This is a genomic window from Halalkalibacter suaedae (assembly GCF_017939705.1).
Taxonomy (GTDB): domain Bacteria; phylum Bacillota; class Bacilli; order Bacillales; family Bacillaceae_D; genus Halalkalibacter; species Halalkalibacter suaedae.
This window is the reverse complement of record NZ_JAGKSQ010000001.1, coordinates 661,665-684,003: the sequence shown is the minus strand read 5'-3', so window position 1 is coordinate 684,003 and position 22,339 is coordinate 661,665. Positions and strand designations below refer to the sequence as shown.

Here is a 22,339-nt window from a genome sequence, read left to right as displayed (position 1 = left end):
TACTTAGGTGCATAAACTAGCGGATTTGGCTCATAACGTTACAAATATGGCTCATAACATCCTGAATTCGGCTCATAACGGACAAGATCCCGCTCATAAATGAAGAAATCCGGCTGATCTTGCTGTCATTTCTATCATTTTATTCGATTTTAAGATGAAATAAAGAGAGTAATAGAAAATAAATATAAATAAAGTTATAAAAATGGATGTATGACCGAGGATTTACTATTAAGGGTTTGGGTTATTGATGCTCAGTTCGCTTAAAGCGAAAAGCAGCCGGAGAGCAATTCATTCATAATAAACAAAAGGTCTATAGAAAATCTGATTGGCTTAAAAATGAAGTAGATGTTTAAGACAAAAGAAGGTTCAAAACAATATCTGTTAAAGGAGAGAGTCATGTTGAAAGACATTAAGTTAGTGCTATTTGATTTAGATAATACTTTATTTGACTTTGAAACCTATTGGACGATAGCGACTAAAGAGTATTTTTATCTCTCAGATATTACAAGGAACTTACCTTTTGAGGAGTTCTTCTCTCGTTTTTCATACTACGATCATTATTTCTGGGAGCGCCATCTTCTAGGTGAGCAATCTTTGGATGAAGTTAGACAGCAACGCCTCATGCACACATTAATCCATTTTAATATTGTAATAAATGCTGAAGAAGCTGATGCTTATTTTAAAGGTTTCTTCAATCTACTGCTTTCGCTGATAAAGAGAGATGAAAAGGTTCATTCTTTTCTAAAGGATTTAAAACAATCGTTTAAAGTCGGTATTGTGACAAATGGAAAAGTAGATGAACAGCGGGCGAAGCTCTCGAGATTAGGATTATTTGAACTATTTACAGAAGATGAGATTTTTATTTCAGAGGACATGGATGTAGAAAAGCCCCACGAGGATGCTTTCTTTTCACCTTTGTTAAAATTTAATGTAAGTCCTACAGAGGTTATTTATGTTGGTGACTCTTGGAGTAGTGATATTGTTGGAGCGATTAATGCTGGAATCGATGCTGTCTGGCTTAATCCAAAGGGGCTTGAACCAAGAGGTAATCTCAAACCATTACTTATAAAAAGCAGTCTAATGGATTTGCAGGACTGTGATCTTTTTAGAATGAAAGTTGGGGTTTAGATACAAAAAAATTGGTGAATTGACCTTATATGGAGTTGAACAATGCTAGGGAGCCATATACATTATTTCCGAGTAAAAAAAGGACTGACACAAGAACAATTAGCAGAAGGAATTTGTTCAGTGTCCTATTTAAGTAAAATAGAAAATAATTATACGATTCCGAGTGAAGAAATTTATGTATTACTGCTACAGAAGCTGGGCGTTAGTTTTGCAGCTAGTCTCGAGCAAAACAAGCAATTTAGGACGATGCTCACAGAGTGGAAAGAAATGTTAGTAGAAAGAAAGTCGAGCTCTAGTGATCACTATCATATACTTAGAAAAGATGTCAAAAAAATATTTGAATTTGAGCTTATTTTATTCTTTCATATCATGGAAATACGATACTTCTTGCAAGCAAAGGATTTTAAAAAAGCTGAATCTGTAAAAAGAAAAATCATTCATTATTTAGAAGAATCTAGCCCTGAGATTAAAGGAGATTTTCTGTATGTCATCGGTCTTCTTTCCTTCTATCATGGGAACATTCAGGAAGCAATTGTGTATTATTATAAGGCCCAGTCTTATTATAGTCAGCCATTAGATCAGGCTGAATTAGATTACCGATTAGGACTTGTTTATACGCAATTATCCAAAGTGATGAAAGCCAACTTACATCTTGAAAAAGCATTGCAATTGTTTTCGCGAGACTATTGTTTCGAAAGATGTATTGACTGCCATATCGTTCTTGGAGTGAATTTTCGAAAAGCAAGAAAATACGAAGAGGCACGAAGTCATTTTCAGAAAACGTTAAAGCTTTTTCGGCATCAGGAAGAGCCTGCTAGATTGGCAATGATTTGTCACAATCTTGGATATGTATCCTATGAAGAAGAGAACTATGAAGAGGCGGTTTCTTCTTTTGAAAAGAGTATTGAGTTAAATGTCGAGAATAATATCTATAAGCTCCAAAGCTATTATTTACTCTCAAGAACTTTTATGAAAATGAATGATAATAGAGCAAAGGTTTCGGTTGAGAAGGCAAAGGAGTTACTCACTCACTTCAATGACCCGAAATTAGCAGAATATGAATTGCATCTAGAAGTTATTTCATATCAGCTTGAGGAAAGGGAAGCTTCGGAGCTTATTGATTTGCTATCAAAACAAGTCATTCCTTTCTTTTTAGACATTCAGCATTTTGAATTTTCCACCGAATACATCAAGTTATTAGCGAATACCTATTTCGGTGAGAGAAAATATAAAAAAGCTAGCGAGCAATTCAAACGATTGATTGAATTAAGCGAAAAGGAGGGATAAGGATGAAGAAAATCGTCATGATCATGACAGTTGTGATTAGTATTGTAGGCAGTCAAGCAGGAGACGTGATTGTTAAAAGTGGACACGATAACTTACCAGACACTGTTACCCAAGCTAAATAGTATTTAAAATAGTCTAACCTCGTACATTGTACGAGGTTTTTTTTCGTGTTGGTCTTTTGAAAATTGTGTGAAATCACGTAAAAAGATGGCTAATTTTAGTCTAGTAATAGGAAAGTTGAATCAATAGAGGAAAACTAGTGAATAGTAACCTTGAAATCTACTAGAATAATCAGTTCGTTTTCCCAATAGGTGCCAAGCGTGACGCGTGTTACGATGGATTTAACCAAGAGTACTTGGTAATTTATTTAGGGGAGGATTTCGAATGAAGTTAAAATGGTCTAGCATTCTCGTTCCACTCGTTCTAGTCTTATGTTTTCTTTTCCCATCAATGACAAGTGCAGCTGTTGAAAAGGAAGACTACCTTATTGGTTTTAAAAAGGCCAATGAAATTAGTGCACAAATGGCGGTTGATCTCCGCGGTGGAGATGTTATTCATGAATACGAACATATCTCAGTCTTACATGTTGAACTACCTCCGCAAGCAGCGAAGGCATTAGAAAAGAACCCGAATATTGAGTACATTGAAAAGGATGAAGAGGTTGAAGCGGCCGCCCAGTCCATTCCTTGGGGTATTACACGAGTTAATACTCAAGCGGTTCACTCGACAAGAAACTTTGGACAAGGTGTCAAGGTTGCTGTATTGGATAGTGGAATTGCTTCACACCAAGACTTACGAATTGCGGGCGGAGTGAGCTTCGTCGCCACGGAATCAAGTTATCAGGACTATAACGGACATGGTACACATGTTGCAGGTACGATTGCTGGATTAAACAATAATCTTGGAGTTTTAGGTGTAGCTCCTTCAGTTGAATTATATGCAGTCAAAGTATTAGATCAAAGTGGTAATGGAAGTCACAGTAATATTGCTCGTGGAATTGAATGGGCTATGAATAATGATATGGATATTGTAAACATGAGCTTAGGAGGCCCAACTGGATCAACAACGCTTCAACGGGCGGCAGATGCAGCTTATAATCGTGGTGTCTTGCTAATTGCCGCAGCTGGTAACACAGGTAGAAGTGGTGTAGGTTATCCTGCACGCTATAGCTCCGTTATGGCGGTAGCAGCAACGGACTCAAATAATGCACGTGCTTCCTTCTCGACATATGGACCGGAAGTAGAAATCTCTGCCCCAGGCGTTGGAATCAATAGCACTTATCCAACGAATAGCTATACTAGCCTCAATGGAACATCAATGGCCTCTCCGCATGTTGCAGGGGTAGCTGCTCTTGTGAAGGCAAAATACCCATCAGCTACAAATGCACAAATTAGACAGCATCTACGTAACACATCTACGTATCTAGGAAGCTCTACTTATTATGGAAGTGGATTAGTTAATGCTCAAAGTGCTGTTAATTAATAATTACAAATAAAGGAGAGCCATCTAAATCATTTAGATGGCTCTCCTTTTCGAAATAGTAGAATATTATTCTATTATTTCGAAAGGTACTAAAATTCCGAATACATCCATATACCTTTACAAAAAGCATTTATTATCTTTATACTAGTAAAGTATTTTTAGTGGAATTGTCAGAATATTGAGTAGATGGAAGGTGTTTCAAAATGAAGAAATCTAAGGGGAATGGTTTATTCCTGCGTTCTTTAGATACGATAGAAGTCGTTGGGAATAAACTGCCGCATCCGGTAACGTTATTCTTTTATTTTGCGTTAGCGGTTGTTCTACTTTCAGCCATTTTTTCTGCAGTTGGCTTACAGGTTAATGATCCGATGAATGAAGGCGAAGTATTACAGGTGAAGAACCTACTAAGTAAAGATGGTATCGCCTATATGTTCACAAGTGCGGTAACGAACTTTACAGGGTTTGCACCACTTGGAACGGTGCTTGTAACAATGCTCGGGATTGGTATTGCTGAGCGCTCAGGTCTGATTAGTGCAATGTTACGAGGTCTAGTAACATCTGTTCCAAGACAGTTAATGACAGCAGCCCTTGTGTTCGGTGGAATTATGTCAAGCATGGCTGCAGATGCTGGTTATGTTGTTTTAACGCCACTTGGCGCTGTTTTATTTGCAGGGCTTGGTCGTCATCCACTTGCTGGTCTAGCGGCGGCATTTGGTGGTGTATCTGCTGGGTATAGTGCGAATTTATTATTAACATCACTTGATCCGCTGTTAGGCTCACTTACACAGGAGGCGGCAGCAACAATTAATCCCGTCTATGCTGAATCGATGAACTTTGCAATGAATTATTATTTCATGATTGTCTCCGTTTTTGTCCTAACGATTGTTGGTACGTTTGTAACGGAGAAAATTGTTGAACCAAGACTTGGTACATTTAAAGGAATTGTAACTGATAAAGTTGATTATTTATCAGATGTTGAGAAAAAAGGCTTAATCGGAGCACTTATTTCATTTATTCTTACAGGTGCAGCACTTTCTCTACTCGTTCTACCAGAATGGGGACCTCTTCGCGGAGAGGGAGATTTGATTGATGCACCGTTCTTCTCATCACTTGTTCCGGTCATTTTGATTACCTTCTTCATCCCTGGTTTTGTTTACGGGAAAATTACAAAGGCAATCAAGGATGATAAGGATGTCGCTGATCAATTATCAGAAACGATGGCAACAATGGGAGCGTATATTGTCCTGGCGTTCGCAGCTGGTCAATTCGTTGCCTACTTTAATGAAACAAATCTCGGTCGAATTCTAGCAATCAAAGGAGCGGAATTCTTACAGGCAACTGGGTTCACTGGAATTCCTTTATTGCTAACATTCATTGTCGTAGCTGGCTTCATTAACCTATTCATCGGAAGTGCATCAGCCAAATGGGCGATCATGGCTCCAGTCTTTGTTCCAATGATGATGGGTGTCGGCTACTCACCTGAATTAACGCAAATGGCCTACCGCATTGCCGATTCAACTACAAATGTCATTTCACCATTAATGCCGTATTTTGCGATTGTGATTGCATTCGCTCAGAAATATGATAAGAAAATTGGTATTGGAACATTAATCTCAACAATGCTACCATACTCAATTGCCTTCTCAATTATCTGGGTATTAATGTTGATTATCTGGATGTTCCTAGGAATTGATCTAGGGCCAGGTTCACCAATTCATTATCCATCTAATTAATTGAATGATTTCTAGTAAGCTGCCTCTTCGGGGGTGGCTTTTTTTGTGGGGTGGCTGTGGTGGGAGTTTAGTTGGTATATAAAATAAATGAATGAAAAGTTAGTGGAAGTGTGTACGGCTTCAGAAATGAAAAGCCAGCGAAAAGTGGGTGCGGCTCATAAAGTAGTGAATCTCGCTCATAAAGAGGCAGATTTGGCTCATAAAACATCGGATCAGGTTCATAAAGAGATAAATTCCGCTCATAATCGAAGCTGCATGGTGGAAGAGTATTTGCATTTAGCTTGAAGAAGTGAATAATGAATGAAAAGCCAGCAAATGTGGGTGCGGCTCATAAATGCCGATCCAACTCATGATTATATGAATAGCTTTTCAGGAGAGCCTGGTTTTGGATGACTCCAAACAAAAAACAAGCATCTTATTAGATGCTTGTTTAGCCTTTATTCATTTAACAGATAAGGAACCATAAAGTCAGCCCAAACTTGGTGGCCTTGTTCATTAGGTCTGTTATTTTCTAAGAGTTCACTAATTGTAGCATCATCAGTGTTTGGCCAGTTTTGCCAGTGATTCGCGTACAAATACTCATTTTCTTCAGCAAAATCTTGTAGAGCTTCAATTTGCTGTGCATAGAAGGTTGGTTTGAAAATTGGGTTTGGTGGCATCAGAACAATCGTTGTTTCAGGTAATTTGCTTTCAAGTTCAGTAATTATTTGCTCTAGGTAATAAAGGGTATCATCAATTGATAGAACGCCATTATCGTTAAAGACAAACGGTTCGAAAAGTAAGAGATCTGGATTGCTTGTAATGACTTGCTCGACATAGTCGCCTTCGATTACCTCACTAGTCGGAATATCATCGACATCAATCACTGTTGTGTTTAGTGTTTGTTCTGGTAGAGATGTAACTAATGCTGAAGTCATGAGGTTTGGCCATGTTTTTTCTGATGCGATCCCATTGGAAAGCGATACCGAGCCAAACGCAGTAATGTTAATTGCTTCGCCCTGTTGCTTATGTGAAGTCGCTTCTTTCAAAATGCCAGTAATTGCAATGGTTTCTTCTTCGTCAGCTGGTTCCTGTTCATGTTCAACTTCCTCAGTCGTGGCTGTGGACGTGCTACTTATTTGCTCCTCTTGTGCATGTGTTGCTATCGAATCAAGCTTCTGGCTGTAATAAAAATGACCAACCAGCACGATGAGGATACATCCAATAATTGATAGTACAAAAAGTAAATTTTTCAAAATGTGTTTACACCTCACTAATTATAGGAACTGCCTAATAAAATAAATAAAATTTTTGGCGAAAAAACAAGAATAATGTCTCTAATTATTATAGAGAAGAAAAAGGTAAAGGGGAAGGATTAATTTATACAATGGAAATAAATGTATAATCAATAGATAAAAGAGTTTACATGATATACTATCTAAATCAAGAGGCTTAGGAGGAAAAAACGATGAAAATGACAATGCAGAAAGATAAGGTTCTATTGCTTATGATTGCAGCGCTCTTCTATTTGATGACAGGCTGTGGAACCCAATCTGAAGATCAAGAAACAACAGGAGCAGTGCCGACAGAGCAGCCAGCAGAAGAGCAAGTGGTTGACTTTTCAAATGAAGAAAATCCTATTGTCACAATAACGATGGAAAATGATGAGGAAATCATGGTTGAGTTATATCCAGAAGTGGCTCCCAATACAGTGGCAAATTTCATTTCATTAATTGAAACAGGTTATTACGATGGTGTGATTTTCCACCGGGTTATTCCTGGATTTATGATCCAAGGCGGTGATCCCGTAGGTAATGGATCAGGTGGCCCCGGCTATTCAATCGCAGGTGAATACGCATCGAATGACTTTGAAAATCCACTTGCTCATCACCGTGGTGTAATCTCAATGGCAAGATCCGGTGAACCCAATTCAGCAGGTTCGCAATTCTTTATAATGACTGAACAAGCACCACATCTTGATGGTGAATATGCGGCATTTGGGAAAGTCGTTGAAGGAATGGAAACCGTTGATGCAATTGTAAATGCTAAAACGAAAGGCGAAAAGCCAATAGAGGATCAGATTATGAAGACTGTAACTGTTGATACTAAAGGGATTGACTATCCAGATCCAGTTATTATTGAGTAGAAGAGGACAAGCTTAGTCATGGCGACTAAGCTTGTTTTTTTGCGAGCTTATTTTGGGTGGGGCTATAAAAAAGTGGATATGGTTTATAAGTCATCAAATCGTGCTCATAAGACAACTGAATGCGGCTTAAATGTCGCATTCAGTTCAAAAAAAGTTCTCTTCCTCCTAATCTCACTATCAAAAGCACTAAAGTTAATGTGCTTGGGCTCATAAAAAGCTGAAACCGGCTCATAAGTCATCAATACCCGCTCATAAAAAGCCAAATCCGGCTCATAAGCCATCAAATCCCGCTCATAAGACAACTGAATGCGGCTTAAATGTCGCATTCAGTTCAAAAAAAGTCCACTTCCTCCTAATCTCACTATCAAAAGCACTAAAGTTAATGTGCTTGGGCTCATAAAAAGCTGAAACCGGCTCATAAGTCGTCAATACCCGCTCATAAAAAGCCAAATCCGGCTCATAAGCCATCAAATCCCGCTCATAAGACAACTGAATGCGGCTTAAATGTCGCATTCAGTTCAAAAAAAGTCCACTTCCTCCTAATCTAAATATCAAAAGCACTAAAGTTAATATGCTTGGGCTCATAAAAAGCTGAAACCGGCTCATAAGTCGTCAATACCCGCTCATAAAAAGCCAAATCCGGCTCATAAGCCATCAAATCCCGCTCGTAAAACAACTGAATGCGGCTTAAATGTTGGATTCAACTCAAAAAAAGCCACTCCCCCTAATCCCATACCCAAATTACTTAAAATTAGATGCAACGCTAGACTTTTTCTCCTCTTTCTCTAGGTAGAAATATTTCCAGCGGTCCTCAACTATGGTTATAATAGAAGGAAATGATCAGTGACTGTTGGTGAAGGGGGTTTTTTGTTGGGAGAGAGTTCATTGCAGCGACAGGTTGAGACTGAATTGCGACACCGGAAGGCTAGTAAGCAAAAAGTGATTAAGCGTACGTTTTTTGTTTTTATCGGTGCGATCATGATGGCGTTGGGGATTGAGGTTTTCTTAGTTCCGAATATGATCATGGATGGCGGGATTGTTGGTATTTCAATTATTTTGTTTAACTTAACTGGGATTAAGCTTGGTGTATTTATCTTCTTATTAAATATTCCTTTCTTCTTTTTAGGGTATAAACAGATCGGTAAGACGTTTGCGTTTTCTACAGTCTTTGGCATTACCGTTCTATCACTTGCGACTAGTTACTTTCATCATGTTGCGGCTTTCACAGAGGATATGCTGCTTGCAACGGTCTTCGGTGGAATGGTTCTTGGAGCAGGGGTTGGCTTAGTTATCCGCTATGGTGGGGCGCTAGATGGAAGTGAGATTCTTGCTATCCTTCTAAATAAAAAGTTCCCTTTTTCCGTTGGCGAATTTATTATGTTTTTTAACATTTTTATCTTTGGTTGGGGTGGCTTTGTTCTTGGCTGGGACCGGGCGATGTACTCATTGCTTGCTTACGTGATTGCATTCAAAACGATTGATATCGTGATTGATGGCTTTGATGAATCGAAATCAGCCTGGATCATCAGCGACAAGCACCAGGAAATTGGAGACGCTGTTGTCTCGCGTTTGGGGCGTGGTGTTACATATTTGAACGGAGAAGGTGGCTACTCCGGTGAGGAAAAGAAGGTAATCTTTTGTATTGTTACTCGGCTTGAAGAGGCAAAACTCAAGTCGATCGTTGAAGAGCTTGATGCCTCAGCGTTCTTAGCTGTAGCGGATATTAATGAGGTGCGTGGCGGACGATTCAAGAAAAAGGATATTCACTAATTGCGATTGCCTCTAAGGCAGTCGCTTTTTTTGAAGCCAGAGAAGGCATGTTACGTGATGATGTTACATAATATATGTTAATATTATAGTTAAGTAACTATTTAAGAGGTGTGAAATGGAATATGTAGAACCGATTAAGGATATTCAAACAATTGAAAGGATGAAGGAAATCCTTAAAAATAGGTCTCATCGTGATTATCTCTTATTTGTTTTTGGGATAAACACGGGAATCCTCGTCAGTCATTTACTTCGAATGAAGGTGTCTGATGTGTTTGAAGATAATCATGTCAAAGACTACTATTCTTTGCAGGAACAAAAGGCAACAGAACCAAAGCTATTTTATATTAATGATAAGCTCAAGCGTATAGTAGCAGATTATATTAATGAATTTACGTTACAAGCAGATGATTTTCTCTTTAAGTCGCAGAAGAACAACTTACCGATTACTAGGCAGCAAGCATATCGAATCATAAATAATGTCGCTAGAGAGGTTGGCCTATCTGAAAAAATCGGCACACATACATTACGAAAAACATTTGGATATCATGCCTATCGTAAGGGGATAGCTGTTTCGTTGCTGCAATCAATTTTTAACCATGCGACACGTGCAGAGACTTTACGGTATATCGGTGTTTATGGGGAACAGCTGAACGTTCAAATTGACGTAAACTTATAAGGGTACGGGCAGAGGAGGAGTCTATGTTAGATCTAAATGTTGATTATTTTATTTTATTAGCAGCATTACTACTAATTATTGGTGTCTTAACGACTAAGTTCTCGACACGGTTAGGGGTGCCAGCACTTGTTCTTTTCTTATTAGTTGGGATGGTAATGGGCAGTGATGGTCTAGGCTTAATCTATTTTGATAACCCTAAAGTTGCCCAATTGGTCGGGATCTTGGCTCTAGTTGTCATCTTATTTGAAGGTGGGTTGCAGACAAAATGGTCCTCGATTAAAGGGGTTGTCAAGCCTTCATTAACACTCGCTACGATAGGGGTTCTTTTAACAACAATAGTCGTTGCGATTGCCGCGAAATTAATTTTTGATGTTTCCTGGCTTGAGGGTTTATTATTTGGAGCGATTGTTGGTTCAACCGATGCAGCCGCGATCTTCGCGGTTTTAAAGGAACAGAATATTCGTGAGAAGCTTAGTTCGACGCTTGAGGCTGAGTCTGGGACAAATGATCCGATGGCTGTCTTTCTTACCTTATCGCTGATCGAATTAATTACTGCTGAGACACCATCTTATCTCCTGCTTGCTGGTTCATTTATTTGGCAAATGGGGATGGGATTAGTATTAGGTTATTTATTTGGACGTTTTGCAAGCTTTGCGATCAACAAGATCAACCTAGATTCAAGTGGTCTCTATCCAATTTTCGCTCTAGCCTTCGCATTGCTTACATATAGCCTTGTTGATTTAGTTGGTGCAAGTGGCTTACTTGCTGTGTATATCGCTGCCCTTGTTATCGGGAATAATGATCTAACCTATCGACATTCGATCTTCAGATTCAATGAAGGATTTGCCTGGATGATGCAAATTTTAATGTTCATCATTCTGGGACTGCTTGTATTCCCATCACAATTCCTATCATGGGAGCTTATTTTGAAAGGGCTGCTGCTTTCAGTTATTCTTATTTTCATTGCTCGCCCGATTGCTGTTTATTTATCGACGATTAAAATGGGATTTACCCGAAATGAACGGACATTCCTTTCATGGGCTGGTCTAAAGGGAGCCGTGCCGATCGTTCTCGCCACATTCCCGATGACAATGGGGCTTGAAAACAGTCAATTGTTCTTTAATGTTGTTTTCTTTGTTGTGTTAACATCGGCATTGATTCAAGGCTCAACCATTTCAATTATTGCTGAAAAATTAGGCTTAAACGGACCGAAAAAAGTAGAAGCTCCTCATTCACTAGAGTTAGTGTCAATTGGGAAGGCGAATGCTGAAATCATTGAGTACGCCGTAAATGAGCAATCCTACATTACAGGACAGACGTTAAAGAAAATCACCTTTCCAAAGCATGTTCTAGTTAGTGCGATTATTCGGAATGGAGATCTCGTTACCCCTCATGGAGATACGATTATCCAAGCTGAAGATATTCTTTATATTCTCGTCCCGAAGAAAAGAAAAAATGAATTGAAGAGCTTTTTAAGCAAGAGGAAAGAATGAAGAAAGAGCCACCGAGGAAAAAAAGTCCTCGATGGCTCTTGTTATTTTTAAGGGAATACAGGCATGCCTAGAACAAAATGTGCAAATGAGAAGAATACAATCATCATCCCAATGCCGATAGCCAAACCAGCAATTGCTTCTTTTTGAAAGTTATATTTCATGTCAATCCTCCTTTGAATGTTAATATTCAAATATGAAGGATTTTATTTAAGACATGTCCTCTTTTTATCGTTAGTAAATTATAAAGGTACTTTCGCTTTGATTCAGGGCTACTAAGAAACGGCTTAGGCACAAAGAGAACAATGCCCTCTAAAGCCTTTCGATCTGTAAGCACTGACTTCCGTTCAGATAGAAAGGGCTGGAACGATTGACCGAGGTAGAACTCGTCGACTGAATCGGATGTGGCAAGAAGCTCATCGCCAGCATGCCCAGAAGAACCAATAGCAATCGTGTCATAACTGAAAGCAACAAATAGAACAAGCAAGACAACGAGTACTTTTAACCCTTTCAAGAGCCTACCTCCTTACGAATAATATTCCTTATTATAGCCTGTATTTATCAAATCGAATAGGAAAATTTTCAATAGGTTGCATGATGGCAAATAGCTGTTGATAAACAAGCACTCACTACAAATGGAACAATGCGTGGCTTACAAATGTCCGAGTATTATAATGAGGTTCTCCTTTCGATTGTTCCAATGGTCAATCCGGATGGTGTCGATCTTGTCATTAACGGTGCCCCGAGACAGGAGCCTTATCGTTCCGAGGTTCTTGAGATTAATAACGGAAGCACTGATTTTTCCGGGTGGAAGGCGAACATACGTGGAGTAGACCTCAACAATCAATACCCAGCCCTATGGGAGGAAGAGGCTGAAACGAAGCCAGATCAACCAGAACCAAGGGATTATCCAGGCGAGCGTCCACTGACGGAGCCAGAAGCTCTTGCCTTAGCTGATTTGGCCAGGACTTCAAACTTTGATCTTGCACTGGCTTATCATACACAGGGTGAAGTAATTTATTGGGGCTTCCAAGGACTTGAACCGCCAGAGTCTGAGGTAATTGTTAATGAGTTCAGCAGAGTAAGTGGATATCGCAATGTCCAATACGTGCAAAGCTATGCAGGCTACAAGGATTGGTTTATTCAGGAATTCAGAAAACCTGGCTATACTGTTGAGCTGGGAAGAGGGGTTAATCCGCTGCCGTTTTCTCAGTTTGATGAAATCTATGAGGAGAATATCGGGATTTTTCTTGTGGCATTGCAGTAGAGTCGTGTTGGTTTCGGTGAGGTTGATAATAGGATACATTCGAATACAAAGTAGCATATTTGGCTCAGTTAATAAGTAACTTGAATTAGTACAAAAAAGCCTATCAAGCAGATGTGTCACAAAATATTAATTAAATAGAACTGGGACATAAGTAATTAATAATTGGAAATTCGACTGATTTTTACAAAAAAATAGTAATTCGCTCGACAGGTTTCAGCATTAAATACAATTTACTTATGATAAATTAATAATAAGAAAAGGCATAACCGTCGAAAGGCGGTGTCGCAAAGCTATAGGGGCTAAAGTCTCAAAGAAGATTATGCCAGCCAGCTACCTCCAATTCGAAATTTGAAAAAGGGGTTATGTCAGATGCCGTATTATTCATTTAAAGAAATTTGGACACCATTATTTATTCTAGGAATTCGTTTCTATAAGTGTATTGAAAATGATCGAATGTATATTAAGTTTGGTAAGGGAAATAGAAAACCAATTACGAGATAATATCAATTTAACTGTTCATATAATAGCGAGGCTAGGACATAACTAAAGTTTCTAACTAAAATACCGAATAATGCAATTGGGTAGTGGATGAAATATACGAAGATTCCTGCGGGGATGAAAAAGCCAAAGGTGAGACCCTGAAGGCTTCACGCGGAAAGAGAAGTATATTTCAGGGGACGGTTTACGTCCGCTAACCACCATTGTTCGGATTTTCTAATCGTTAGATCACTTTTGTCCTAGTCTCTTTTTCTCTTTTTAAGAGTTACTCAGCAGAAGTGGAAAATTCCATCCCGCTACTGCTTATTCTTTCTCTTCTTAAATAATTTTACAATCACTTGCAGAAGCCTCCAACTGGTACTAAGATAAGAGAATATAAGAATAGGTTCAAACTATTAGAAGACTGAGGTGCTTTGATATGAATATTTTAGTCACAGGCGGTGCCGGTTACATAGGATCACATACATGTTTGGCTTTGTTAGAGGCAGGTCACGAGGTAATCATTGTTGATAATTTAAGTAATAGTAAGGTTGACACTATTGATAAAATCAAGGAGTTAACTGGCAAGGAAGTAACCTTCTACGAGATAAATGTAGCGGATGAGGCTGCAGTAACTGATGTCTTTTCTAAGCACACTATTGATGGTGTGATTCACTTTGCTGGACTTAAAGCTGTAGGTGAATCTGTAGAAAAGCCATTAGCCTATTACTATAACAACCTTGTTAGTACAATGGTGGTTGCCAAAGTCTGTCAAGAATTCGGTGTAATGAAGTTTGTATTTAGTTCGTCGGCAACTGTTTATGGTGAAAACCAAGTTCCTTTTATAGAGACGATGGAACTATTGCCAACAACAAATCCTTATGGTGAAACAAAGGCAATCAGTGAACGAATATTAACAGACATTACTAAGTCGAACCCGAAGTTTTCTGTAGCTCTTCTTCGCTATTTTAATCCTGTAGGTGCACATGAAAGTGGGTTACTTGGCGAGTCACCTAATGGAATTCCTAATAATCTTATGCCTTATGTGACACAAGTAGCTAAAGGGAAACTCAACAAGCTTAGAGTATTTGGGGACGATTACCAAACGATTGATGGCACAGGGGTTAGGGATTATATCCATGTGTTAGATTTGGCGGAAGGTCATGTAGCGGCCTTAGACCATTTAACTGAAGGGACTCACATTTATAATTTAGGAACTGGGCAAGGGACTAGTGTATTAGAGCTAGTAAGTGCATTTGAACAAGCGAACGATATTCAAATCCCTTATGAAATTGTGGACAGACGCCCAGGAGATATTGCCAATTGTTATGCAGATGTTTCAAAAGCTAAGCAGGAACTGAACTGGTCTGCTAAACGTGATGTGATTGCAATGTGCCGTGACTCGTGGAGATTCGAAAATAATCATTAAGATATAGGAATTAGTACTATAAATTAGCGTTTTATCAAAACCCAATGAAGTTCCTGTCTTGCACGTTTCATGATGTAAGATGGGGACTTTTTTTGTTAATGAAGGATTGAATAGAATTAATATTTACTCAAAATAGGTATTTTTAGTATAATAGGCATTGAGTATTTTTATAGTAAGTATGTGGTAGGGTATCATGATATAATGAGTAATTGAATTAATTAAAGGATGTGTCCTAAATTGAAAATAGCAGTTGCTGGTACGGGGTATGTTGGGCTATCAAATGCTGTATTATTAGCACAACACAATGAGGTTGTTGCTCTTGATATTGTTAAAGAAAAAGTAGAGATGATTAATAGAAGAGAATCTACGATTGCCGATAAGGAAATTGAAGAATTTCTCACTGAAAGAGAACTAAACCTTCTAGCAACGACCGATCCTAAGATTGCTTATGGAGAAGCGGATTTCGTTATTATTGCAACGCCGACTGATTATGATCCAGAGAAGAACTTTTTTAACACGAAGTCTGTAGAAAGTGTGATTGAAACGGTACTGGCTATTAATCCTGATGCTGTAATGGTTATTAAGTCAACGGTTCCGGTAGGTTATACAGCAGAGATAAAGAGAAAATTTAATACAGAGAACATTATGTTTTCACCTGAATTTCTACGTGAAGGAAAGGCATTGTATGATAATTTGTATCCATCCCGAATTATCGTTGGTGAACGATCAGCTCGAGCTGAGGCTTTTGCTGCTCTTTTAATGGAGGGAGCGATTAAGAAAGATGTTTCCGTTCTTTTTACGGATTCAACTGAAGCTGAAGCAGTGAAACTCTTTTCTAATACGTACTTAGCATTACGAGTGGCTTATTTTAACGAGCTTGATACGTATGCTGAGTTAAAAGGCTTGAACACCAAGCAAATTATTGAGGGAGTTGGACTAGATCCACGAATTGGTGACCATTACAACAATCCTTCATTTGGTTATGGAGGATACTGTTTACCAAAGGATACAAAGCAACTCCGTGCAAACTATGAAGATGTTCCTAATAACATTATTAGTGCGATTGTAGATGCAAATACAACTAGAATGGATCATATTGCTCAAGCGATATTGAGCAAAAACCCGAGTATTGTAGGGATTTATCGCTTAACAATGAAGATGGACTCGGATAATTTTAGGGCGTCATCAGTTCAAGGTGTTATGGAACGAATTAAGGCGAAGGGTATTGAAGTGGTAATCTATGAGCCTGTATTAGAAGAAGATTCATTCTACCATTCCCGTGTAATACGTGATCTGGAAGAATTCAAGTCGATCTCAGATGTGATCGTTTCTAATCGTCTTGATGATGAGTTAGCCGATGTCGAGGATAAAGTCTACACAAGGGATTTATATAATAGGGATTAAAAGATATCGAGACCTGTTGTAAGTCGGTCTTAGAAAAATATAATCAGAGCCGTAATGACCAATTGGTTATTACGGCTTTTTATTGTTGTATGTCTGTTTTTATTATTTAAATATGTAAATGATCATTTTCCCTTTCGACGAGTCTCTAAATCTAGTATCATAGGAAGAGTATACAATTATAGTAAAAAATGTATATAAATTTGAAATAGAAAAGGAGAATTGCTAGAATGAAAAATTTCATACCTAAGGTAGTCTTTATTTTGACCGTATTGTTATTCACTTTTCCGCTATTCTCTTTTGCGGAAGAATGTCAAACAGGGACGTGTACAAATCCAACATATCAAGAGATTAATAGGTTATTAACAGAAAAAGCGTTAGAATATCATATTCCTCCAGAAATAGTAAAGGCTGTTGCCTTCACTGAGTCCGACTGGGATCAGTTTAAAAATAATCAACCGCATATATCAGAAGATGGTGGAATTGGGATTATGCAGATTACAGACAATGAAAACCAGTTTAACTTCAATAGAGAAAAACTAAAGTATGATATTACTTATAATATTGAAGCAGGGCTAAAGGTCCTTAATTATAATTTTCATGAGCGCAGTGGTATAGCTCATGGTGGTGATTTACCGGCTATTAACGAGATGAACCCAAATGTTATTGAACACTGGTACTTTGCAGTGATGGCCTATAATGGTCGAGTTCAAGTTAATAGTCCAGTTTATAAAGATAGTGGTAATCGAAATATGAACTCATATCAAGACAAAGTGTTCACTCGGATTGAAAATACAAATCCAGGTTTATCACTAGCAAGAGAGTTAATAGAGGTGAAGGTTAGTGATTTAGAATACCGAACGGGAGGAACCCTTACCTTTAAAAAAGATTATCAAGTTAGTAGCAAGCTACATTCAACCAACCAAAGGTTTCAAAGATACGACTTAGTTGTTGCTAAACCGAAACTAAATATTAGAACGAACCCGCTTACAACGTCGCGTTCTCTTGGTGAAGTAGGGAATGAAAATGTGTTGACTGTTGTAGAAACATTTAAATATGATCAGTCAACAGCTACGAATGCAGCTCGTAGCAATAACTTTGTCTGGTACCCTGTGGAAGCATCTAATAATAGAAATGGATATGTGGCTTCTAGTTATCTTCAGCCATTCGGCAAACGAATTAAAGGTCCAGATCGCTATGCTACTGCAGTTGAAATTTCAAAGCAGGGCTGGGATCAAGCAAGTACGGTTGTGTTAACAACTGGCCAAAATTTTCCCGATGCACTATCAGGGGCCCCGCTTGCTTATAAGCTAGATGCTCCGATTCTAGTAACGAAAAGCGATCAACTCGTGGCCTCAACAAAGGCAGAAATCCAACGTTTGAAAGCAACTAATGTTGTGATCCTTGGAAGTGAAGCCGCAGTTTCGGGAGACGTGGAAAAGAGTTTGAGAAGTATGGGAATTTCAATCAAACGTATTGGTGGATCAGATCGCTATGAAACAGCTAAGTTGATTGCTGATGAATTAGGAAGCTCTAAAACGACAGCGATTGTTGCCTCAGGTCGCAATTTCCCAGATGCGTTAGCTGTTGCTCCATATGCGGCACAGAATGGCTACCCGATTCTACTTAGTAAAGAGGATCAACTTCCCACATCAACTGAAGCAGCTCTTAAGGCACACAATATACAGGAAACAATTGTAGTCGGCGGGACGGCTGTTATTTCTAATTCGATTAAAAACCAGCTTCCGAAGGCAACCCGAATTAGTGGAGCGGACCGTTATAAAACAGCTGTTGCAGTCTTGAAGGAATTAAACCATACTAGCGATCAAGGTCAAGTGTATATTGCTACAGGAAGTAACTTTGCCGATGCGTTAACAGGCTCAGTACTAGCTGCTAAAAAAGGCAGCCCTGTTCTACTTACAGGTGGCTGGAATGTGGTCGATGGTGATGTACTTGATGTAATTGGACAAAATGAGATAGACTTCTTTAATATTCTTGGTGGTTCCTCTGCAGTAAGTGAGGACGAAATAAATCGTTTAAATATTCAATAAAAATGAAGGCCATCTCTTAGGAGATGGCCCTTTATTTTTATAATTAATTTGACTCAATTGGGAAGAGGCTAACAAAACTGTGTCTTATCGACTGACTTGGCAGAGATGTATTCTATAAATGTTTAATACCTACAGAGCCGGGTATTAGATATATATAACATGACAAAATGATTTGTTATCGAGCAAGCAAATAACTGAAAGGATGATGTGAAAATGGATGCAAAAATGAATGAACTAATTGAAGGTTTAAACGAAGACTTAGCTAATGAATATGCGGCGAGTATTATGTACACAAATAATGCAGCGGTTGTGTCTGGTTTATACAGACAAACATTAAAGCCATTCTTTGAGGCTGAAATTTCTGATGAATTAGGTCACGCGTTGTATCTAGCAGAGAAAATCAAAACACTTGGCGGAACACCTACAACGACACCAGCTGAAGTGAAGCAACCAACAGAAGTTAAGGAAATGCTTGAAGAAGCACGCCAAGCAGAGAAAGATACCATTGAGAGATATGAAGAACGCAAGAAATTAGCAGACAGCCTAGGGCAGACGGAGCTTGTTGTGAAGCTTGAAGATATGATTGCAGATGAAACACATCATATGGAAGAGCTAGATCGCATTCTAAAAGACTCTGCATTTAACTAAGAGATAGAGGGTGACTTAAAAGGGGATGACCTTTTGGGTCACCCTCTTTTTCTATTGGGCAGTTATTTACGATAGTAAGGTATGAGTTGGAGGTAAGTGCTTTGTTTTGGCTTAGGCGAGAGAAAGCTGGAATGCGGCGAGTAAAGTAGTGGATACGGCGAGAAAAGAGGAGCATCCGGCTAGTAATTGAGCAAGAAGTGAGAGAAAGCTAGAATGTGGCGAGTAAAGTGGTGGATGTGGCGAGAAAAGAGGAGCATCCGGCTAGTAATTGAGCAAGAAGCGAGAGAAAGCTAGAATGTGGCGAGTAAAGTAGTGGATGCGGCGAGAAAAGAGGAGAATCCGGCTAGTAATTGAGCAAGAGGCGAGAGAGAGCTGGAATGCGGCGAGTAAAGTAGTGGATGTGGCGAGAAAAGAGGAGCATCCGGCTAGTAATTGAGCAAGAAGCGAGAGAAAGCTGGAATGCGGCGAGTAAAGTAGTGGATGTGGCGAGAAAAGAGGAGCATCCGGCTAGTAATTGAGCAAGAAGCGAGAGAAAGCTGGAATGCGGCGAGTAAAGTGGTGGATACGGCGAGAAAAGAGGAGCATCCGGCTAGTAATTGAGCAAGAAGCGAGAGAAAGCTAGAATGTGGCGAGTAAAGTAGTGGATGCGGCGAGAAAAGAGCAGAATATCGCTAAAAACACAGCACTTAGCGAGAAAACTCTAAAATCCCGCGAGTAAAACTCCTAACCTGGCGAGTAAAAAACCAACACAGCCGAGTAACCCGCCAACATCGGATAGTAATATCCCCAATATACCTACTCGCCTCAAAATTCAACTAATATTCTCCAACCAAACCCTGTTAAATTGATAAAATTAACAATAAATACATAGAAATGAAGAAGCACGGTGGGTAACGTTAGCCTTGATTAACGCAGGTCTAGCTCAAGGAAAAAACCGAACAGGATTCAATTGGTTCTTACTGTCATTAGTGCTTGGACCAATTGCTACGTTTATCTTGTTATTCGTTGACAAACGACCTGAAAATCAAGAATAGTTAAAAGCAGAAGCAACCAGACATCTGGGCTTCTGCTTTTAACCTTTCACAGTAAATAAGACTGGGATCTCAGCCCAGTAGCCACATATAAAATGAATGCCTCTCACTCTCAACCTATAACTTAGCCTACACTCAAATCCTGGTCCTTCTCAAAATTTGTTTTAAAACGACCTTCTCCCAAAGCTGCCAAGGTAAAAGGTGTTTTAGAACAATCGTCATCCTCAACCCGCGTCCAATCGGATAACGCAGTTTCCTAAGCTTTGGTGCTTTAGCAAGTGTGCATATAAGTGTGGCAACCTGATTTGGATCACCGTGTTTCGCTTTACCTGATTCGATATAATGTAAGATGGCTTCCATATAAGATTGATACGAGGAATTAACTGGACGACTAACCTCCATTCCGCTAGACCAGATATTTGTTTTGAATGAGCCAGGTTCGACTAGTGCTACTTGTATTCCATATGGCTTGACTTCCAATCGAAGGCTTTCTGTATAGCCTTCTAATGCATACTTTGAGGCTGCGTATGGAGATAATCCTGGGAATGCAATTTGGCCACTGATACTACTCATATTAATAATCTTACCGTGCTGCTGTTGACGCATTTTCGGGAGCACTGCTTGTGTCACAGCGATCACGCCAAATACATTTGTTTCAAATTGACGTCGGTAATCATCGATGTCGATTTCCTCTGCAAATCCACCAATCGCAAACCCCGCATTGTTTATTAGCACATCAATATGATCGATTGACTCGACCCTCTTTTTCAACTCTTCAACCGAATTCGGATCCGTAACATCTAGACAATGAACATGGATACGTTCAAGTACCTCCTGTTCAGTCACTTTTGCCTTAAATTGGTCTGCCTTTTCGGTATTTCGCATTGTTGCGATGACCTCAAACCCTTCTCTTGCTAGCATTATCGTTGTTAGCAAACCGAAACCGCTTGATGAGCCGGTAATAATCGCTACTTTTTTCAAACTAAGCCCTCCATCCCATCTGTGGACATCAGCAATCTCCAAAGCAATCATACTGGTTCTCTTGCTATCTGTCATCTGTTTGCCCGAATTAGGGCACGACCTTGCAGCAGGTGCATATCCTATAAGAAAGAGTCATTTACCCTATCGAACGTAGCGACTTAGTTGAAACGACAAAGGGGGACTGGATATGAAGGGACGTTCATTCGCACTCTTAGTAGGTTGTATGATGATGTTTAGTGTGATTCTATTGATTGTAAGCGATTACTTAGATTCGTATACCGAGCCCAACCTGATGACAACTGATTCCGTTGAGGTTATTAAGAATGATTTATTTGATCTTACGGAAGATCAGGGCAAGTTGACGATTCGTTATTTATATTTAGATGCTGAAAAAAAATCAGGTGATGCCATCGTAATCAAAACCCCAACCGGCAAAGTAGTGTTGATTGATGCTGGTATTGTTACAACTGGCTTACAAGTTAATGATTATTTAGATAGATTGCAAATCAACAAGATTGATATGGCGATTGCCACCCATCCTCATTATGATCATATTGGTGGTTATTTGACACTACTGCATGAAAAGACTGTTGACCAACTACTTATGCCAAACATTGATCATACAACAGATACGTATCAACAGTTCAGCAATCTAATTCAAGAAAAGGACGTACCGACCAAGTTCCTTTATGCAGGTGATCAGATTATTTTAGAAGAAGGAATCCGGATTGATGTCATTAGTCCAGAGAGAAAAGCGATCGCTCTAGCTAAGGAGCAGAAGCTGTCGACAACCGAAATTAATAATCTTGCCTTCGTCCTGAAGCTTACCTATAATGAAACGACATTTTTATTCACTAGTGATATCTACAAAAAACAAGAAGATCTTCTCCTACAAACAAAGCCTAATTTATTGCGTGCGGATTTTCTACATGCACCACATCATGGAGATCATACCTCCTCCTCTCAAGCATTTATTAATAAAGTGAATCCTCAATTTGCTGTAATGAGTTCAAATATTCTTCAGAGTAAAAAAGTCATTAAGCGCTATAAACAAAGCGATGTAAATGTGTTTACAACAAGCCGGATTGGAAATGTAAAAATCGAATCCGATGGGGTACGTATAAAAGTAACTCCGGAATATGTTCGAGCCTATACGAAGTAATTGTAGGATAGACAACTGAATAAATTGGTTTATTTCGCTAACCAAACAAGTCATAATTAAGCAATGGTGCATTATTATGTTAAAGTATTGGTGAATAGTAGACTGAGAAGGAGCATTCCTTTGAAAAGGATCGAATTGTTTTTTTTGTTTGTTTTTCAAATGGAGAGCGATTAATTTTCACAATAGAAATGTGGACAGAAA

Annotated in this window: 18 protein-coding genes, 1 pseudogene and 1 riboswitch; of the genes and pseudogenes, 16 read left to right on the top strand and 3 right to left on the bottom strand. The window is 39.0% G+C overall.

The features are described 5' to 3' along the window. The first annotated feature begins 396 nt into the window (after positions 1-396). The 4 genes from J7W16_RS03255 to J7W16_RS03240 all read left to right on the top strand — a co-directional run bounded on the left by J7W16_RS03255 (position 397) and on the right by J7W16_RS03240 (position 5,630). Entirely contained in the window at positions 397-1,128 is a 732-nt protein-coding gene (locus J7W16_RS03255) for an HAD family hydrolase (RefSeq protein ID WP_210595749.1), read from the top strand. A 42-nt stretch (positions 1,129-1,170) separates the two neighbouring features. Next, positions 1,171-2,415, top strand: a complete 1,245-nt coding sequence (locus J7W16_RS03250) for a helix-turn-helix domain-containing protein (RefSeq protein ID WP_210595748.1) — start codon at positions 1,171-1,173, stop codon at positions 2,413-2,415. A gap of 384 nt (positions 2,416-2,799) precedes the next feature. Further along, positions 2,800-3,897, top strand: a complete 1,098-nt coding sequence (locus J7W16_RS03245; protein WP_210595747.1) for a S8 family peptidase — start codon at positions 2,800-2,802, stop codon at positions 3,895-3,897. Positions 3,898-4,100: 203 nt separating this feature from the next. Beyond that, positions 4,101-5,630, top strand: a complete 1,530-nt coding sequence (locus J7W16_RS03240) for an AbgT family transporter (RefSeq protein ID WP_210595746.1) — start codon at positions 4,101-4,103, stop codon at positions 5,628-5,630. 437 nt (positions 5,631-6,067) lie between these two features. Here the strand turns inward: J7W16_RS03240 and J7W16_RS03235 are convergent, their stop codons facing one another. After that, the gene (locus tag J7W16_RS03235) at positions 6,068-6,865 is read right to left on the bottom strand and encodes an SGNH/GDSL hydrolase family protein (RefSeq protein ID WP_210595745.1); all 798 of its coding nucleotides are present in this window, start codon (positions 6,863-6,865) and stop codon (positions 6,068-6,070) included. 212 nt (positions 6,866-7,077) lie between these two features. Between J7W16_RS03235 and J7W16_RS03230 the strand changes: the two genes are divergently transcribed. The 4 genes from J7W16_RS03230 (at position 7,078) to J7W16_RS03215 (ending at position 11,694) form a co-directional block, all read left to right on the top strand. Beyond that, the gene (locus J7W16_RS03230) at positions 7,078-7,755 is read left to right on the top strand and encodes a peptidylprolyl isomerase (protein WP_246879807.1); all 678 of its coding nucleotides are present in this window, start codon (positions 7,078-7,080) and stop codon (positions 7,753-7,755) included. Between the two features lie 885 nt (positions 7,756-8,640). Next, the gene (locus J7W16_RS03225) at positions 8,641-9,525 is read left to right on the top strand and encodes a YitT family protein (RefSeq protein ID WP_419095808.1); all 885 of its coding nucleotides are present in this window, start codon (positions 8,641-8,643) and stop codon (positions 9,523-9,525) included. Between the two features lie 115 nt (positions 9,526-9,640). Beyond that, on the top strand, positions 9,641-10,201 hold the full coding sequence (locus J7W16_RS03220) for a tyrosine-type recombinase/integrase (protein WP_210595743.1): 561 nt from the start codon (positions 9,641-9,643) through the stop codon (positions 10,199-10,201). Positions 10,202-10,224: 23 nt separating this feature from the next. Next, on the top strand, positions 10,225-11,694 hold the full coding sequence (locus J7W16_RS03215; protein ID WP_210595742.1) for a potassium/proton antiporter: 1,470 nt from the start codon (positions 10,225-10,227) through the stop codon (positions 11,692-11,694). 187 nt (positions 11,695-11,881) lie between these two features. On the opposite strand, the gene J7W16_RS03210 is transcribed toward J7W16_RS03215, so the two are convergent. Then, complete coding sequence (locus tag J7W16_RS03210) at positions 11,882-12,205, bottom strand: hypothetical protein (protein ID WP_210595741.1); 324 nt, start codon at positions 12,203-12,205, stop codon at positions 11,882-11,884. Positions 12,206-12,313: 108 nt separating this feature from the next. Here J7W16_RS03210 and J7W16_RS03205 point away from each other — a divergent pair. The 7 genes and pseudogenes from J7W16_RS03205 to J7W16_RS22090 form a co-directional block, all read left to right on the top strand. Continuing rightward, positions 12,314-12,958: pseudogene (locus J7W16_RS03205) on the top strand (M14 family metallopeptidase); the annotation flags it as partial. 249 nt (positions 12,959-13,207) lie between these two features. Further along, positions 13,208-13,296, top strand: a riboswitch (cyclic di-GMP riboswitch). Between the two features lie 31 nt (positions 13,297-13,327). Continuing rightward, a complete protein-coding gene (locus J7W16_RS22095; RefSeq protein ID WP_283246006.1) occupies positions 13,328-13,459 on the top strand; it encodes a hypothetical protein in 132 nt (43 codons plus the stop codon). Between the two features lie 415 nt (positions 13,460-13,874). Continuing rightward, entirely contained in the window at positions 13,875-14,864 is a 990-nt protein-coding gene (gene galE, locus J7W16_RS03200) for a UDP-glucose 4-epimerase GalE (protein WP_210595739.1), read from the top strand. A gap of 237 nt (positions 14,865-15,101) precedes the next feature. After that, a complete protein-coding gene (locus J7W16_RS03195) occupies positions 15,102-16,268 on the top strand; it encodes a nucleotide sugar dehydrogenase (protein WP_210595738.1) in 1,167 nt (388 codons plus the stop codon). A 227-nt stretch (positions 16,269-16,495) separates the two neighbouring features. Beyond that, positions 16,496-18,316, top strand: coding sequence for a cell wall-binding repeat-containing protein (locus J7W16_RS03190; protein WP_210595737.1), 1,821 nt, complete (start codon positions 16,496-16,498; stop codon positions 18,314-18,316). Positions 18,317-18,529: 213 nt separating this feature from the next. Next, entirely contained in the window at positions 18,530-18,964 is a 435-nt protein-coding gene (locus J7W16_RS03185; protein ID WP_210595736.1) for a ferritin-like domain-containing protein, read from the top strand. Between the two features lie 902 nt (positions 18,965-19,866). Next, positions 19,867-19,998, top strand: a complete 132-nt coding sequence (locus J7W16_RS22090) for a hypothetical protein (protein WP_283246005.1) — start codon at positions 19,867-19,869, stop codon at positions 19,996-19,998. A gap of 132 nt (positions 19,999-20,130) precedes the next feature. Here J7W16_RS22090 and J7W16_RS03180 read toward each other — a convergent pair whose 3' ends face one another. Further along, positions 20,131-21,027: an oxidoreductase gene (locus J7W16_RS03180; protein ID WP_210595735.1), complete on the bottom strand. Its 897-nt coding sequence runs from the start codon at positions 21,025-21,027 to the stop codon at positions 20,131-20,133. Between the two features lie 136 nt (positions 21,028-21,163). Here J7W16_RS03180 and J7W16_RS03175 point away from each other — a divergent pair, with 136 nt between their 5' ends. Continuing rightward, a complete protein-coding gene (locus J7W16_RS03175; protein WP_210595734.1) occupies positions 21,164-22,138 on the top strand; it encodes a ComEC/Rec2 family competence protein in 975 nt (324 codons plus the stop codon). Positions 22,139-22,339 lie beyond the last annotated feature (201 nt).